This is a genomic window from Mycobacterium sp. OTB74 (assembly GCF_029892685.1).
Lineage (GTDB): Bacteria > Actinomycetota > Actinomycetes > Mycobacteriales > Mycobacteriaceae > Mycobacterium.
In genome coordinates, this window is record NZ_JARXVD010000002.1 from 143,932 (window position 1) to 159,008 (window position 15,077).

Annotated in this window: 15 protein-coding genes; 7 read left to right on the forward strand and 8 right to left on the reverse strand. The window is 65.3% G+C overall.

Annotated elements, in window-relative coordinates; genetic code table 11:
• Positions 1-7 precede the first annotated feature (7 nt).
• Both M2432_RS03850 and M2432_RS03855 read right to left on the reverse strand, forming a co-directional pair.
• Positions 8-712, reverse strand: a complete 705-nt coding sequence (locus tag M2432_RS03850; protein WP_280825436.1) for a DUF2334 domain-containing protein — start codon at positions 710-712, stop codon at positions 8-10.
• Between the two features lie 101 nt (positions 713-813).
• Positions 814-1,365, reverse strand: coding sequence for a TetR/AcrR family transcriptional regulator (locus M2432_RS03855; protein ID WP_280825437.1), 552 nt, complete (start codon positions 1,363-1,365; stop codon positions 814-816).
• A gap of 85 nt (positions 1,366-1,450) precedes the next feature.
• On the opposite strand from M2432_RS03855, the gene M2432_RS03860 reads away from it, so the two are divergent.
• Positions 1,451-1,897: a DoxX family protein gene (locus M2432_RS03860; RefSeq protein WP_280825438.1), complete on the forward strand. Its 447-nt coding sequence runs from the start codon at positions 1,451-1,453 to the stop codon at positions 1,895-1,897.
• Here M2432_RS03860 and M2432_RS03865 read toward each other — a convergent pair.
• Together M2432_RS03865 and M2432_RS03870 are read right to left on the reverse strand one after the other, a co-directional pair.
• Positions 1,826-4,000, reverse strand: a complete 2,175-nt coding sequence (locus M2432_RS03865; RefSeq protein ID WP_280825439.1) for a S9 family peptidase — start codon at positions 3,998-4,000, stop codon at positions 1,826-1,828. The two genes, M2432_RS03860 and M2432_RS03865, sit on opposite strands and share 72 nt — an antisense overlap.
• Entirely contained in the window at positions 3,997-4,896 is a 900-nt protein-coding gene (locus M2432_RS03870) for a phosphoribosylaminoimidazolesuccinocarboxamide synthase (RefSeq protein ID WP_280825440.1), read from the reverse strand. Before M2432_RS03870 ends, M2432_RS03865 begins: the two co-directional genes overlap by 4 nt.
• 30 nt (positions 4,897-4,926) lie before the next feature.
• Between M2432_RS03870 and M2432_RS03875 the strand changes: the two genes are divergently transcribed.
• From M2432_RS03875 to M2432_RS03885, 3 genes are all read left to right on the forward strand, one after another.
• Complete coding sequence (locus M2432_RS03875; RefSeq protein ID WP_280825441.1) at positions 4,927-5,577, forward strand: hypothetical protein; 651 nt, start codon at positions 4,927-4,929, stop codon at positions 5,575-5,577.
• A 146-nt stretch (positions 5,578-5,723) separates the two neighbouring features.
• A complete protein-coding gene (locus tag M2432_RS03880; RefSeq protein ID WP_280825442.1) occupies positions 5,724-6,587 on the forward strand; it encodes a cyclopropane mycolic acid synthase family methyltransferase in 864 nt (287 codons plus the stop codon).
• Between the two features lie 10 nt (positions 6,588-6,597).
• Positions 6,598-7,482 (forward strand): cyclopropane mycolic acid synthase family methyltransferase, encoded by an 885-nt coding sequence (locus M2432_RS03885; protein ID WP_280825443.1) that lies wholly within the window; start codon positions 6,598-6,600, stop codon positions 7,480-7,482.
• Here M2432_RS03885 and M2432_RS03890 read toward each other — a convergent pair.
• From M2432_RS03890 to M2432_RS03900, 3 genes are read right to left on the reverse strand one after another with little or no spacing between them, the layout of a single operon-like run.
• Positions 7,479-8,702: a cytochrome P450 gene (locus M2432_RS03890; protein WP_280825444.1), complete on the reverse strand. Its 1,224-nt coding sequence runs from the start codon at positions 8,700-8,702 to the stop codon at positions 7,479-7,481. The two genes, M2432_RS03885 and M2432_RS03890, sit on opposite strands and share 4 nt — an antisense overlap.
• Positions 8,699-10,117 carry an adenylosuccinate lyase gene (gene purB, locus M2432_RS03895; RefSeq protein WP_280825445.1) on the reverse strand — a complete coding sequence of 473 codons (1,419 nt, stop codon included), beginning with the start codon at positions 10,115-10,117 and terminating at the stop codon, positions 8,699-8,701. Before purB ends, M2432_RS03890 begins: the two co-directional genes overlap by 4 nt.
• 15 nt (positions 10,118-10,132) lie before the next feature.
• The gene (locus M2432_RS03900) at positions 10,133-10,759 is read right to left on the reverse strand and encodes a TetR family transcriptional regulator (protein ID WP_280825737.1); all 627 of its coding nucleotides are present in this window, start codon (positions 10,757-10,759) and stop codon (positions 10,133-10,135) included.
• An 83-nt stretch (positions 10,760-10,842) separates the two neighbouring features.
• Between M2432_RS03900 and M2432_RS03905 the strand changes: the two genes are divergently transcribed.
• On the forward strand, positions 10,843-11,742 hold the full coding sequence (locus M2432_RS03905) for an alpha/beta hydrolase-fold protein (RefSeq protein ID WP_280825446.1): 900 nt from the start codon (positions 10,843-10,845) through the stop codon (positions 11,740-11,742).
• 48 nt (positions 11,743-11,790) lie between these two features.
• Here the strand turns inward: M2432_RS03905 and purD are convergent, their stop codons facing one another.
• Positions 11,791-13,059 carry a phosphoribosylamine--glycine ligase gene (gene purD, locus M2432_RS03910; protein ID WP_280825447.1) on the reverse strand — a complete coding sequence of 423 codons (1,269 nt, stop codon included), beginning with the start codon at positions 13,057-13,059 and terminating at the stop codon, positions 11,791-11,793.
• 125 nt (positions 13,060-13,184) lie between these two features.
• Between purD and M2432_RS03915 the strand changes: the two genes are divergently transcribed.
• Both M2432_RS03915 and M2432_RS03920 read left to right on the forward strand, forming a co-directional pair.
• The gene (locus M2432_RS03915) at positions 13,185-14,438 is read left to right on the forward strand and encodes a cytochrome P450 (protein ID WP_280825448.1); all 1,254 of its coding nucleotides are present in this window, start codon (positions 13,185-13,187) and stop codon (positions 14,436-14,438) included.
• Between the two features lie 10 nt (positions 14,439-14,448).
• Positions 14,449-15,036 (forward strand): helix-turn-helix domain-containing protein, encoded by a 588-nt coding sequence (locus M2432_RS03920; RefSeq protein WP_280825449.1) that lies wholly within the window; start codon positions 14,449-14,451, stop codon positions 15,034-15,036.
• The last annotated feature ends 41 nt before the right edge of the window (positions 15,037-15,077 follow it).

A 15,077-nucleotide genomic window follows, 5' to 3' on the forward strand; every position in this document is an offset into this window, starting at 1 on the left:
CTCCGGGCTAAGCGGCGTCGGTCAGCACCGGGTAGGGCTGCCAGTGATAGGCCGCGGGAACGCAGCCGTGCATGAGGGCCAGGTCGATGGCGTCCAGCACGGCCTGTCGCGGCCCGGTACGGCGCAACTGACTGGCGGCCACTGCAATCCGCACCGTCCCGGAACGCCGGGCGGTACGTTCCGCGGCGAGCACCAGGGTGCGACACCACCACGGTTCGGTGAGGAAGCCTTCGCCGATACCCAGCACGCGGGCCCGCACCGAGGTCGCCCGCACCAGGTCAGTGATGACGCTGTCTCCGACCAGCAACCGGAATCCGTTGCGCGGCAATGCGGTAACAGTGCCCTGCGATACCGTCCAGCCCGGGGCCGCGAACAGTCGAGTACGGAGGCCGAGGTATTCCAGCACCCGGTCGGCACCCATCAGCCGCAGGTTGGCCTCGTGTGCGGGCAGGGCGGCGAACTCGCCGCGACGCTTCTTGGTGGCAGCCTCGTCGAAACCGTGCAGCACCACAGCAGCTCCGGCGGCCCGGCGGGCGGTCAGCCACGCCACCGTGTCGGGGTCGCGGTCCAGCCGGTAGCCGCCCTTCAGCCGGGGCGCCACAAACAACGACGGCGGAATTTTCCGGGTTTCGAGTTCGGCGCACAGGTCGGCGACGTCACCCAGGGCGCGGCCCCGGATGCCGGAGATCGAGACGATCAGCTGCCCAGCCATGCTCACAGTGTGGCAACGTCAGGTGTCCCGCCGGTTGCCACCGCGTAGGTGGCAGCTGACCATTTGGGGCGGGTTGGACTCCACCGAGAACGCTTGTCCGCCTAGCCGGAGAACAAGATTCGAGCAATCCGTTCCGTGGTGTGAATGGGATCGGTGTCAGCGACTGCGCTATTGAGCGTCAGCAGCGCGAATCCGTGCACCAGCGACCACGCCGCCAGCGCCGCGCCTGACGGGTCGGCCTGCGCGCCCGGATCGGTCAGGGTGGCCACTCCCGCATTGAGTTCGGCCGCAGCCTCGGCCTCGGCGGCGCGCAGTGCCGGGTCCGCGGAGTCATAGAGCGCCTTGTCGAACATCACTTTGTAGTGGCCGGGATGGTCAAGCGCGAATCGGACGTAAGCCTTTGCCGCATCGATGAATTCGGGCTGGGCCTGACGTAGCGCTGCGGCCAGCGCAGTGAAGCCCTCGGCCGCCAATGCGGTGAACAGCCCGCGACGATCGGTGAAGTGGTGAGCCGGTGCGGCGTGTGACACCCCTGCCGAACGGGCCAGTTCACGCAGCGAGATGGCGTCGGCACCACGCTCAGCGACCTGGGTGGCGACCTCGGCCAGGATGACGGTCTTCAGGTCGCCGTGGTGGTAGTTCTGCTTGGCCATTTACCGATCCTAGCTCACATCTTGACATTGGCTAGTTTTGGTTTAACCTTATCTTGTCACTGGCAAGATATCGGAGGTGTCGATCATGGCCGTTCTTCTCGCTCTTGTTCTGGGTAGCCTCGCCGCCCGCGCGGTCGGCTGGCTCGGCGTGGCCTACGTCGACAACTGGCCCGCGGCTGTCGCGGTCGGCATGGCACTGATGTTCACCATGACCGGCATTGCGCACTTCACCCCGGGCATGCGCCGCGACATGATCGCCATCGTCCCGCCGCGGTTACCGTCCCCCGCAGCGCTGGTGACTGCCACCGGGGTGCTGGAATTGCTCGGCGCGGCCGGGTTGTTGTTCCCGCCCACCCGGATCGCCGCCGCGATCTGCTTGTTCCTGCTGATGTTGGCGATGTTCCCGGCCAACGTATACGCGTCGCGGATGCCCGAACCGCCGGCATCCATGACGTCGAAGCTAAGCCTGCGTACCGCCCAGGAGGTCGTCTACCTGGCCGCTGCCGTATTTGTCGCGGTCTGCGGTGGCTAGCAGCCAGCTGTACTGGAACGCCACTTCCTTCCACCGCTCGTAGCGCCCACTGGTACCTCCATGCCCGGCGGCCATCTCGGTCTTGAGCATCACCGGATGGTCGTCGGTCTTGGTATAACGCAGGGCGGCAACCCATTTCGCCGGCTCGACGTACAGCACGCGAGTGTCGTTCAGCGAAGTCATCGCGAGGATTTGTGGGTAGTCCTGGGCAGCCACGTTCTCATACGGCGTGTAGGACTTCATGTAGTCGTAAACGTCTTTGTCCGCCAATGGGTTTCCCCATTCGTCCCATTCGGTCACGGTCAATGGCAGCGACGGATCCAGGATGGTGGTCAGCGCATCGACGAACGGCACCTGAGCCAGGATGCCGGCGAAAAGCTGCGGTGCCATGTTGGCCACAGCACCCATCAGCAGTCCACCGGCACTACCGCCCAGCGCCACCAGATTCTCCGGGAGGGTCACCCCGGTGGCAACCAAATGCTCACCGGCAGTGATGAAGTCGGTGAAGGTGTTCTTCTTCTCCAGCAGCTTTCCATGCTCGTACCACCCACGGCCCATCTCGCCGCCACCTCGCACATGGGCAATGACGAACACCATGCCGCGGTCCAGCAGTGACAGCCTGGCAATCGAGAACCGTGGGTCCTCGCAGGACTCATAGGCTCCGTAGCCATACAACAGTGCCGGAGCCGGCAGTACCACGTCGGCCCGGTGGATGACGGAAAGCGGCACCTTGGTGCCATCGGCAGCCTCCGCCCATTCCCGCCGCTCGACATAATCCTGCGGGCGGTAATCGCCCAGAACCGGCTGTTCCCGCAACAGGATTCGCTCACCTGTCGCCAGGTCGATGTCATAGATCCGTACCGGAATCACGAACGACGTCGCACCGACCCGCAGCCGTGGCGATGACCAGTTCGGATTGCCGGACATGCCCACCGACATCAGCTCTGAGTCGAAAGTGATGTCCTGCAGCTCACCGTAGTTCCCATTGGAGTCCAACGGCCACAGCTGAATTCGGGGCAGCGCCTGACTCCGGTAGCTGACCACCAGGCGATCTTCGAATGCGTCGACCCCGTCGAGACGAACATCGTCGCGATGCTCGACCAGGGTACGGAAGTTCGTCGGATCGGACACTGGTGCCTCGACCAGCGTGAAGTTCTCTGCGCCGTCATTGTGCAGAATCAGGAACCTGTCCTCGCCCCGGATCACCGCATGCTCGACCGAGTACTCCACATTATCCTTGCGCGGCAACACAATTGCGAAGCCGGTCTCCGGATCGGATGCGTCGCCGTACCGCACCTCGGTGGTGACGGCGCTGCCTGCCGCGATGAACACGTACTTGTCGCTGCGGGTGCGACCAACCCCGACCCAGAACCGCTCGTCGGACTCGTGGTGCACCTTCTCACCCGGTAAGCCAGAACCCAGCCGGTGCCGCCACACGGTGTCCGGGCGCCAGGCATCGTCGACCGTGACGTAGTAGAGCGTCTTGTTGTCCGCGGCCCAGGTGGCGCCGCCGCCGATGCCCTCGATCTGATCCGGGTACAGCTCGCCGGTGCGTAAGTCCTTGAACCTCAGCGTGTATCGCTCGTCACCGACGGTGTCGACCGAGAAGGCCAGGATGTTCGCATCGACGCTGACCGTGGCTGCACCCAGGCTGAAGAAGTCGTGACCCTCGGCTTCCACGTTCTCGTCGAGCAACACCTGCTCGCCGGGCACCTCGGTGTTCTCATCAAGTTGAGGGGGTGTCCAGTCGTCGGGGTCGCTGATAGGGCACCGGCAGTGCACACCGTACTGCTTGCCCTCGAAGCTACGGGCGTAGTACCACCAGTCGCCGCGACGGCTGGGCACCGACAGGTCGGTCTCCTTGGTACGGGCTTTGATCTCATCGAAGATTTTCTGCCGCAACGGTTCCAGTGGTGCGGTGATCTCTTCGGTGTATGAGTTCTCGGCCTTCAGGTAGGCGGTCACATCGGGGTCGGTTTTATCCCGCATCCACTCATAGGGGTCGACGAACACGTCGCCGTGGTGTTCCCGCTTCGAGTCGACCCGCTTCGCGATCGGGGGGGCGCACACGGGCCGTTGATTCGCTCGGCGAGCCTCGCTCATGCGCCGACCCAGTCGGAGAACTGCAGGCCTGAAATACGTTCGTACGCTTCGATATAGCGGTCGCGAGTAGCCGTGATGATGTCGGCGGGCAGCGCCGGCGGCGGGGTGTCGCCGTGCCGGTCCCAGCCGGATTCCGGTCCGGTCAGCCAGTTGCGGACAAACTGCTTGTCGAAGCTCGGCTGCACCACCCCTTCGACATAGGTGTCGGCCGGCCAGTACCGCGACGAGTCCGGCGTCAGCACCTCGTCGGCCAGCACCAGCTGACCCGCGGCGTCGACACCGAACTCGAACTTGGTGTCCGCCAAGATGATCCCTTTCGTCGAAGCATGCGCAGCTGCGGCGCTGTAGATCGTCAGCGTGGCGTCGCGCAGCTGAGCGGCCCGCTCCACGCCGACCAGCTTCTCGGTGGCCGCAAGACTGATGTTCTCGTCATGCTCGCCGATCTCGGCCTTGGTCGCCGGGGTGTAGAGCGGCTCGGCGAACCTACTGGCCTCCGTGAGCCCGTCCGGCAGCTCGATGCCGCAGACTTGGCCGGTCTTGCGGTAGTCGATCAGCCCCGAACCGGTCAGGTAGCCGCGGGCCACGCACTCGACCGGCATCATCTCCAGCCGCCGCACCACCAACGCACGCCCCAAGACCTCTTCCGGGATGCGGAGGTCGTCAGCTGGGCCCGCCAGATGGTTGGCTGCGCCGACCGCCCCGGCCAAGTAGTCGAAGAAAAAGACGCTCATTGCGGTCAGCACCCGGCCCTTGTCCGGGATGGTGGTGTCCAGCACGTAGTCGAACGCCGAGATTCGGTCGGAGGCGACGAACAGCAGGTTGTCGTCATCGATGCGATACAGGTCACGGACCTTGCCGCTGGTCAGATGCCGGTAATCGGCCAGAGCTGGGCGCATCGGCACAGACTATCTGTTGGGATGGCCAGTATGAGTTCGCGCTATGTGCCCTACGCCCGGTCGCCGGGCCGGCTGTTCGCCCAGCTGACCAGCGACCTCGCAGTAATGCTGTGGTTCGTGATCTGGATCTCGGTCGGCCTCGCGGTGCACAGCGCGATAGCGACCATCGCCGATGTGGGGCGACAGTTCCACGACGGCGCGGGCGGTGTGGCCCACAACTTGGCCTCGGCCGGCCACAGTGCGGACAGCATCCCGTTGATCGGCAGCTCGCTCGGGGCTCCGCTGCGCTCGGCCAGCAGTGCGGCAACCGACATCGCGAGCGCCGGTGACAACCTCAACAGCACCGCGAGCTGGCTGGCCTGGGTGCTGGCACTGGCGGTGGCGCTGCCGCCGATCCTCGCGGTGGCAATGCCGTGGCTGGTGCTACGGATCCGGTTCTTCCGGCGCAAGTGGACCGCAGTCACATTGGCGTCGACCGACGCGGGCGAACAGTTGCTCGCCTTGCGTGCGCTCGCCAACCGACCACTGGCCAAACTCACCGAGGTCTCCGACGATCCGGTGACCGCCTGGCGTTCGCACGACACAATCGCGATCCGCAAACTGGCCGCGCTGGAGTTGCGATCCGCCGGCCTGCGCCCGGCCCGGCCGAAGCGGCAGCCGCTGCAATCGCCAGCGGACTGACGACTCAGCCAAGCTCGCTATTGCCTGGCACCTCAGTCGCTGCTTCACTGGTAGCGCTTTGGTTAGCTTTTCGCGGAGCCAACGGCCCCGCGAATCACGTCGCAACCAATGCTGCTCCCCCCTGCTTGATGTCGGGAAAGGCAACCATGGCAGAGAAGCTCAAACCGTACTTCGCTGATGTCCAAGCGCACTACGACCTGTCGGACGACTTCTTCCGGCTGTTCCTGGACCCCAGCCAGACGTACAGCTGCGCGTTTTTCGAGCGCGACGACATGACTCTCGAAGAAGCCCAGATGGCGAAGATCGACTTGGCGCTGGGCAAGCTGGGCCTGACCCCCGGTATGACGCTGCTCGACATCGGCTGCGGTTGGGGCGCGGCGATGAAACGGGCCGTTGAGAACTACGACGTCAACGTCGTCGGTCTGACGCTTTCGAAGAACCAGGCCGGGCACGTCGAGCAACTGCTGAACGGTATGAACACCACCCGTTCCCGTCGCGTGTTGCTGGAGGGCTGGGAGCAGTACCACGAACCGGCCGACCGGATCGTGTCCATCGGTGCCTTCGAGCACTTCGGCCACGACCGCTATCCGGCGTTCTTTCAGATGGCCTATGACGCGCTGCCCGAAGACGGCGTGATGCTCCTCCACACCATCTGTGGCATGGACCCCCGCAACGCCAAAGAACTCGGCATCCCGCTGACGTTCGAGTTGGCGAGGTTCATCAAGTTCATCGTGACCGAGATCTTCCCGGGTGGACGGCTGCCGTCGACCCCGATGGTCTGCCACCACGCCACCGCAGCCGGATTCCGGGTGACCCGGGTCCAATCGCTGCAACTGCACTATGCGAAGACACTGGACCTGTGGGCCGAGGCGCTGGAAGCGCACCGTGACGAGGCGATCGCACTGCAATCGCAGGAGGTCTACGACCGCTATATGAAATATCTGACCGGCTGCGCCAAAAAGTTCCGCCTGCGCCAAGTCGACGTCAACCAATTCACCCTGGAGAAGTAGGCAGCGCTTCATGTCAACTGGTTCCCATGAAGCGCTGAGCCCTCACTTCGAAGATGTCCAAGCACATTACGACTTGTCAGACGATTTCTTCGCCCTCTTCCAAGACCCCTCCCGCACATACAGCTGCGCCTATTTCGAACCCGCCACCCTGAGCTTGGAACATGCGCAGATCGCCAAGATCGACCTCAACCTCGACAAGCTCGACCTCAAACCGGGTATGACGCTGCTGGACATCGGCTGCGGGTGGGGCGCCACCGCCAAACGGGCCGTCGAGAAGTACGACGTCAACGTCATCGGGCTGACGCTGTCGAAGAACCAGCAGGCCTTCACTCAGCAGCTCCTCGACGGCATCGACACCAATCGGACCCATCGGGTGCTGCTGCACGGCTGGGAAGAGTTCACCCAACCCGTCGACCGGATCGTGTCCATCGAGGCTTTCGAGCACTTCGGTTTCGACCGTTATCCGGATTTCTTCAAGAACTGTTTCGAGATTCTGCCGGACGACGGCCGCATGACCATTCAGAGCAGCGTCGGCTACCACCCCTACGACTTGCACGCTGACGGTAAGAAGTTAACCTTCGAGACTGCGCGATTCATCAAATTCATGATCACCGAAATCTTCCCGGGTGGGCGCATTCCGACGACGAAGATGATGATCGAGCACGGTGAACAAGCCGGATTCGATGTCCCCGAGGCGTTGTCACTGCGGCCGCACTACATCCGGACTTTAAACACCTGGGGCAACGCGCTGGAGGCCAACCACGACAAGGCCGTCGAGGTCCAATCGGAGCAGGTCTACCAGCGCTTCATGAAATACCTTCGCGGCTGCGAACGCTATTTCACCCAAGGCATCCTCGACGTCACTCTCGCGACGTATCGCAAGCAGGCAGCCTAGCGGCCGGACAGGGCGACCATCAGGTGCCGAAGCCCGGTGTGCCGGTTGCTGCGGGTCCACTCGGGCGGGGCGGTCACCTGCACATCGGAGAACCGGGTCAGCAACTCCTCGAACAGCACCCGCAGCTCCAGCCGGGCCAGATTGGCGCCCAAGCAGTAGTGCACGCCCTGACCGAAGCCCAAGTGCGGGTTGGGTTTACGGGTCACATCGAATTCGCCCGCACGGTCGAAGACCAGCTCGTCTCGGTTCGCCGAGCCCTCCCACACCACGACCTTCTGCCCTGCCTCGATATCGCAACCGCCGAGCGACACAGCCCGCGTCGCGGTGCGGCGCTTGGACGGCGACGGCGACGTCCAACGCACCATCTCCTCGATCGCCGTCGGCAGCAAAGAGGGATCAGAAAGCAGTGACGCCAATTGAGATAGGTTGTCGCACAACGCCAATAGCCCGCCCGCAACCGAATTGCGGGTGGTCTCGGCACCTGCGCTGAACAACAGGTTGAAGAACAGGTACACCTCGATGTCCGATACACCCTCGGCGTTGGCCACCACCGACAGCAAGTCGTCGGTGGGGTGCTGTCGCTTGGACGCGATCAACTCCATGCCGAAGGTGTACATCCGCGAACTGGCTTCCTCGACGGACAGCTTGGTGATGGAGGCCTTCTTCGAACCACCGAAGTCGAAGCTCGGCTCGATCGCCTCGAACAACCAATGCCGTTGCGACTCAGGGATACCCATCAGAATGCAGATCATCTGCATGGGCAGCTCGGCGGCCACGTCCACCAGGAAGTCGAAGGGAACCCCGGGCACCACCGCATCGAGCAGCGCCGACGTCCGCACCCGCAGGTCATCCTCGACCCGCGCGATCATCCGCGGCGTCAGTCCGGACGACACCAGCCGTCGGATCTCCGAATGCCGCGGGTCGTCCATCATGTTGAGCACCTGCCCCGCGATGGACAGGTCCTGAATCAGCGTTCCGCCGAACGGTCGCGAGCCGCCGGTCACCGACGAGAAGGTCACCGGATCACGCAGCACCGCAAGGGTTTCCGCATGGGTGGCCACCGACCAGAAGCCTTCGCCGTCCGGGGTGTTCTCGGTGGGCTCATGCCAGCAGACTGGCGCCTCCGCCCGGTGCAGGGCGAACAGTTCGTGAGGGAAGCCGGACGCAAAATTGTCGAGGTCGGTCAGGTCGATCCCGGCCAGACTCCCCGCCAACGTCACAGGATGGCGCCTGAGGTGTACTTCGCGGCTTCGGGATACTGCGCCACCAGCTGGCCCACGGCCGCCACGACACCGTCGACCTGATCGCCGGCCGCGCCACTGAACGCCTGCCTGTCGGCCAGCGCCGCGTCCAGTTCGACACGATCCAGCGGCAACCGCGGATCGGCAGCCAACCGGTCCAAAAGGTCTGGTTCCAGGCCTTTTTCGCGCATGGCCAGAGCTACCGCGACGGCGTGCTCCTTGATCACCTCGTGCGCGGTCTCACGGCCGACACCGGCCCGTACGGCAGCCATCAGAATCCGGGTGGTGGCCAGGAACGGCAAGTAGCGGTCCAACTCGCGCTGGATCACCGCCGGGTAGGCACCGAACTCGTCGAGCACCGTCAGGAAGGTCTCGATCTGCCCGTCGATGGCGAAGAACGCATCCGGCAGGGCGACGCGGCGCACCACCGAGCAGAAGACGTCGCCCTCATTCCATTGCGCCCCAGCGAGTTCCGCTGCCATCGACGCGTACCCACGCAACACCACCTGCAGGCCGTTGACCCGCTCGCAGGACCGGGTGTTCATCTTGTGCGGCATGGCCGACGACCCGACCTGCCCGGGCGCGAAGCCCTCGGTGGCCAGTTCGTGGCCGGCCATCAGCCGGATGGTGTGCGCGAACGACGAAGGTCCGGCGCCCAACTGCACCAGCGCGGACAGCACGTCATGGTCCAGCGACCGCGGGTACACCTGCCCCACTGATGTGAAAACCTCAGTGAATCCAAGGAATACGGCAACCCGTCGCTCCAGGTCGGCCAGCCGTGAGGCGTCGCCGCCGAACAGATCTAGCATGTCCTGCGCCGTGCCCATGGGGCCTTTGACGCCGCGCAACGGATACCGGTCGATCAGTTCCCGCAGTCGGGTCAGCGCGATCAGGGTCTCCTCGGCGGCCGAGGCGAACCGCTTGCCCAACGTGGTGGCCTGCGCCGCGACGTTGTGCGAGCGGCCGGCCATCACCAGGTCGCGGTACAGCTCCGCGCGCTCAGCCAGTCGCGCTACCACGGCGACACCGTGGGAGAACACCAGCTCCAGGGACTGCCGGACCTGCAGCTGCTCGACGTTTTCGGTGAGGTCGCGGCTGGTCATGCCCTTGTGCACGTGCTCGTGGCCGGCCAGGGCGTTGAACTCCTCGATGCGGGCCTTGACGTCGTGCCGGGTGACCCGTTCGCGCGCGGCGATGGACCCCAGGTCAACCTGCTCCAGCACGCGCTCGTAGTCAGCGATCACGCCGTCGGGTACAGCCACGCCCAGTTCGGACTGAGCCCGCAGAACAGCCAGCCACAGTCGGCGTTCGGCGACGATCTTGTTCTCCGGCGACCAGATGGCCACCATCTCGTCGCTGGCATAACGGTTGGCCAGCACATTCGGAATGCTCACGGAACTACAGCCTACTTATAGAGTCACATTGCGCTCTTGATCGAAGGGGGCGAGTACGTCGATGACGTCGACCAAGGTGGCCCGGGCCGTCGCCCGCGGCCCCTCACCGTCACCAACCATCGAGGCGACCACAGCCCCGTCGACGGCGCAGACCAACGCAGTCAGCAACTCGGCACGCACCGCGCGACCGGAACGCTCGACCACCTCGACGACGGCGTCCGAGCGCTGCTTGAGAATGCGGCGCTGCACGTCACGCAGCCCGGGCTGACGGGCGCAGGCGATGTAGCGCTCATAGCGGGAGATCAGTTGATCGGAGGCGCGGGTGCCATCACCGACCAACAGGTCGACCAGGACGTCGGCGGTCGCATCGGCGCCGCGGCGCCGCCTGGACAGCGCCGAGACCCGGAGCCGCAGCTGCTGCGATTCGGTCTCGCCGACGTGTTCGACGGCCTTCTCGATGAGGTCGTCCAGCGAGGTGAAGTAGTAGGTGGTGGACGCCAGCGGCAGCCCCGCGCGCTGCGCCACGGCGCGGTGCCGGACGGCGTCGAATCCACCTTCGCACAGCAGCTGGGCGGCTGCGTTGACCAGCGCATACCGTCTTCGTTCCCCCTTCGGGGTAACTGCTGTCGTCACGGCTTGAATGCTGCCAGCAGAACCCTTCCGGCACCGGGCTTTCGGCCAATCATTAGCCATTACTCAGGTAAGCCCGATCTGCGGTCGATGGCATGATGGCCGGCATGCCAGAGCTGAGTCGACGTGCCCTCCTTCGCCTCGGCGCCGGTGCGGCCGCAGGTGCCGCGGGCGCTTACACATTGGGGATGACATTGAGCCGGCCGCAGGCCGCTGCCCGCCCCGCGGTCATGGCGAGTGTCGGCGCGCCGCTGGCTCCGCCGCCGCTGTCACCACCTAGCGCAGCCCCCACATACGTCACCGGCTCGTTCGTCTCGTCGGCCCGCGGTGGAGCATCGACCAACTGGGCCATCGCCCGCCCGCCAGGGCAGACCGGACCGTTGCGTCCGGTGATCGCGCTGCACGGCAAAGGCAGCGACGCCGCGGCAGTGATGGCCGGCGGTGTGGAGCAGGGTCTGGCTCAGGCGGTCGCGGCTGGGCTGCCGCCATTCGCGGTGGTGGCCGTCGACGGCGGCGGAGGCTACTGGCACAAGCGGGCCTCCGGGGAGGACTCCGGCGCCATGGTGCTGAACGAGCTGATACCGATGCTCGGCGACCAGGGCCTGGACACCTCGCGGGTGGGGTTCCTCGGCTGGTCGATGGGTGGCTATGGCGCGCTGCTGCTGGGTGCGCGGCTGGGCGCCGCGCGGACTGCGGTGATCTGCGCGGTCAGCCCGGCGTTGTGGACATCATCGGGTGCGACGGCACCGGGCGCATTCGACGGCGCCGACGATTACGCGGCCAATTCGGTCTGGGGCCTGTCCGCGTTGGGGTCCATCCCGATCCGGATCGATTGCGGCAACAGCGATCCGTTCTACTCGGCGACCAAGCAGTTCGTTGCGCAGCTGCCGCATCCACCGGCAGGTGGGTTCTCCCCGGGCGGGCACGACGCCAGCTTCTGGAGTGCCCAATTGCCCGCCGAAATCCAGTGGCTGGCACCCATACTCGTCCAGTGATTTGTGCACGAAAATGTGCGCTCAGCGCACAAAGTCGTGCACAAATCGCTAGAGGGCGATACGGCCTTCGGCGGCGGCCAGACCGATGTCGGTGCGGAAGTGGCTGCCCGGCAACCGAATTGATTGGATGATCCGGTAGGCCTCGTCACGGGCGGCGGCCAGATCGGCGCCGGTACCCACCACCGACAGCACCCGGCCGCCGGCCGAGACGACGGCACCGTCGTCGCGGCGGGTGGTTCCGGCGTGCAGTACGCCGGGCGCCTCGGAGCCGGTGATCACGTCACCGACCCGCGGGCGTCCCGGGTAGTTCTCCGCGGCTACCACGACGGTGACGGCCGAGCCGTCGCGCCATTGCAGCTCACCGAACGACGCCAACGTCCCAGTGGCGGCGGCGTTCAGCAGCGAGCCCAACGGCGTGTCCAGTAGCGACAGCACGGCCTGAGTCTCCGGATCACCGAAGCGGCAGTTGAATTCGACGACCGCAGGCCCGCGAGAGGTGATGGCCAGGCCCGCGTACAGCAGCCCAGAGAACGAGCTGTCACGCCGAACTAGTTCAGCGGCAACAGGTTTGACGACCTCTTCGACTATCTGGGATACCGCCGACGCGGGCAGCCACGGCAGCGGGGTGTAGGCGCCCATGCCGCCGGTGTTGGGCCCGGTGTCGTTGTCGCCGACCCGTTTGAAGTCCTGTGCGGGCAGCAGTGGCACCACGGTCTCGCCGTCGACGACGCAGAACAGCGACACCTCGGGCCCATCGAGGAACGACTCCAACAGCACCGGATGTCCGGTCTCCAGCAGTTCGGCAGCGTGCGCCCGGGCGACGTCACGGTCGGCTGACACGACCACGCCCTTGCCAGCGGCCAATCCGTCATCCTTGACCACCCACGCCTGCTGGCCAGCGGGCGGGCCGAAGCGATCCAGCGCGGCATCCAGATGACCGGGATTGTCGACGATCTCGCTGGTGGCGGTGCGCACACCCGCGGCGGCCATGACGTCCTTGGCAAAGGCTTTGGAACCTTCGATACGGGCGGCGTCCTTGTTGGGACCGAAGCAAGCGATGCCGGCGCCGCGCAGGGCTTCCGCCACGCCGAGTACCAGCGGGACCTCGGGGCCGATCACGACCAGGTCGGCCTGCAGGCGCTTGGCCAGCGCTGTCACCTCGTCGGCTGCGGTGATGTCGACGTCATGCTGCTCGGCGACCGCGGAGGTCCCGGCATTGCCCGGCGCCACGGCCAGGTAGTCGACCTGTGGGTCTCTACCCAGCGCAAGCAGCAAGGCATGTTCACGGGCACCAGATCCGATCACGAGGACGCGCACAGCCACACCCTAATCGCTGCAAGTCGCGGCCACGCCAAGAGTCCGATCAGCCCGGCCATACAGTTTCCGTCACAGTGTATGGTCTAGTGACAACAGTGCCCCACGTCACGCAAGGAGATGTCCGGATGACCACCACCTGCCCCTTCGGACAAGCCAGCGAGCTGCTGCCCCCAGGGTTCGACTTCACCGACCCGGACGTTCTGCTGCAGGGCATCCCGGTGACCGAGTTCGCGCAGCTGCGCAAGACCGCCCCGGTGTGGTGGAACGAGCAGCAGGAGTCGATCTTCAGCGACGGCGGCTACTGGGTGATCAGCCGTTACGAGGACATCAAGTCCATCTCGAAGAACAGCGATCTGTGGTCCACCAACGCCAAAGGCGCCGTCATGCGCCTGCCCGACGGGGTGACCAGCGATCAGTTGGACCTGACCAAGGCGCTGCTGATCAACCATGACGCGCCCGAGCACACCCGCCTCCGCAAGATCGTGTCCCGGCTGTTCACCCCGCGCGCCGTCGCGACGCTGGAGGAGAAGTTGGCGGTGGCCGCTCGCGAGATCGTGCAGGAGGCGGCGCAGAAGGACAGCGGCAACTTCGTCGACGACGTGGCGATGAAGCTCCCGCTGTTGGCCATCGCCGACCTGATCGGAGTGCCCGAGGAAGACCGCGAGAAGCTCTTCCACTGGAGCAACGCGATCATGAACACCGACGACCCGGACTTCGACTCGGACCCGACCATGGCCAATGCCGAGCTGATGGGCTACGCGTACAACATGGCTGAGCAGCGGCGGAAGTGTCCGGCCGATGACATCGTCACCCGGCTCGTGCAGGCCGACTTGGGAGATGAGGCCGGTGAAGGCATCAGTGACGTGGAGTTCGCCTTCTTCGTCATCCTGCTTGCGGTGGCCGGCAACGAGACCACTCGCAATGCCATGACGCACGGCATGAACGCCTTCTTCGACAACCCTGACCAGTGGGAACTGTTCAAGCGGGAGCGGCCCGAAACCGCCATCGACGAGATCGTCCGCTGGGCCACCCCGGTGCATTGCTTCCAGCGCACCGCCCTGCAAGACATCGAATTGGGCGGCGTGACCATCAAGGCCGGTCAGCGCGCGGGGCTGTTCTACAGTTCGGCCAACTACGACGAGGCCGTTTTCGAGCGCCCCTTTGATTTCAATATCCTGCGTAACCCCAACCCGCACTTAAGCTTTGGCGGCAATGGCGCGCACTACTGCATCGGGGCGAACCTGGCGCGCATGGAGATCAAGCTGATCTTCAACGAGATCGCCGACCAGATTCCGAACATTGCCAAACTGGCCGAGCCGCAACGGCTTCGCTCCGGCTGGATCAACGGAGTCAAAGAGTTGGCGGTGTCGTACCGCTAATATTCGCCGGGTGCGCACCCATGGATGGGCCGGGTCAGCCCCGGCCAGTGACGAGGAGGCCATCGCCCGGGTGCTGTCCGCAGCGGGCGAGGTCATCGACGCGCACGGCGCCGACTTTTCCATCGCCGACGTCGCCCGCAAGTTGGGTGTCACCCGGCAGACCGTGTACCGATACTTCCCCAGTACCAACGCGCTGCTGGCTGCGGCGGCCACTCAGGCGGCATCCGGTTTCCTGGAGCGACTGGCGGAACACGTCGCGGGACTGACCGACCCGGCGGACGCAGCAGTGGAGGCCATCGCCACCACGCTGGAGTGGATACCCGAGGACAACCGACTGGGATTGTTGTTGTCACCGGATCGCGCCAATGCCTTCAGCGCCAACGTGACGTCCGACGTGGCGCTGGCATTCGCCCGCGCCCTGCTAGCCCGCTTCGAAGTCGATTGGGAGGCTTCGGGTTTCGGCCCCGACATGGATGGGCTTGCCGAATACCTGCTGCGGACCATCCAGTCGTTCGTCGTCGACCCAGGACGCCCACCGCGGCGAGGCCCCGAACTGCGGGCGTACCTGAGTCGGTGGGTCGCGCCCGCGTTGCGGTAGGCGCGACCCAGCCGGCTAGACCACCGTCGGCGGGGCCGACA

Bases quoted from the DNA above. Each gene is read 5' to 3' on its own strand.
- M2432_RS03850 (WP_280825436.1), bottom strand. From the start codon at position 712: ATGGCTGGGCAGCTGATCGTCTCGATCTCCGGCATCCGGGGCCGCGCC.
- M2432_RS03855 (WP_280825437.1), bottom strand. From the start codon at position 1,365: ATGGCCAAGCAGAACTACCACCACGGCGACCTGAAGACCGTCATCCTG.
- M2432_RS03905 (WP_280825446.1), top strand. From the start codon at position 10,843: ATGATGGCCGGCATGCCAGAGCTGAGTCGACGTGCCCTCCTTCGCCTC.
- M2432_RS03885 (WP_280825443.1), top strand. From the start codon at position 6,598: ATGTCAACTGGTTCCCATGAAGCGCTGAGCCCTCACTTCGAAGATGTC.
- M2432_RS03915 (WP_280825448.1), top strand. From the start codon at position 13,185: ATGACCACCACCTGCCCCTTCGGACAAGCCAGCGAGCTGCTGCCCCCA.
- M2432_RS03860 (WP_280825438.1), top strand. From the start codon at position 1,451: ATGGCCGTTCTTCTCGCTCTTGTTCTGGGTAGCCTCGCCGCCCGCGCG.
- M2432_RS03870 (WP_280825440.1), bottom strand. From the start codon at position 4,896: ATGCGCCCAGCTCTGGCCGATTACCGGCATCTGACCAGCGGCAAGGTC.
- M2432_RS03880 (WP_280825442.1), top strand. From the start codon at position 5,724: ATGGCAGAGAAGCTCAAACCGTACTTCGCTGATGTCCAAGCGCACTAC.
- M2432_RS03865 (WP_280825439.1), bottom strand. From the start codon at position 4,000: ATGAGCGAGGCTCGCCGAGCGAATCAACGGCCCGTGTGCGCCCCCCCG.
- M2432_RS03875 (WP_280825441.1), top strand. From the start codon at position 4,927: ATGAGTTCGCGCTATGTGCCCTACGCCCGGTCGCCGGGCCGGCTGTTC.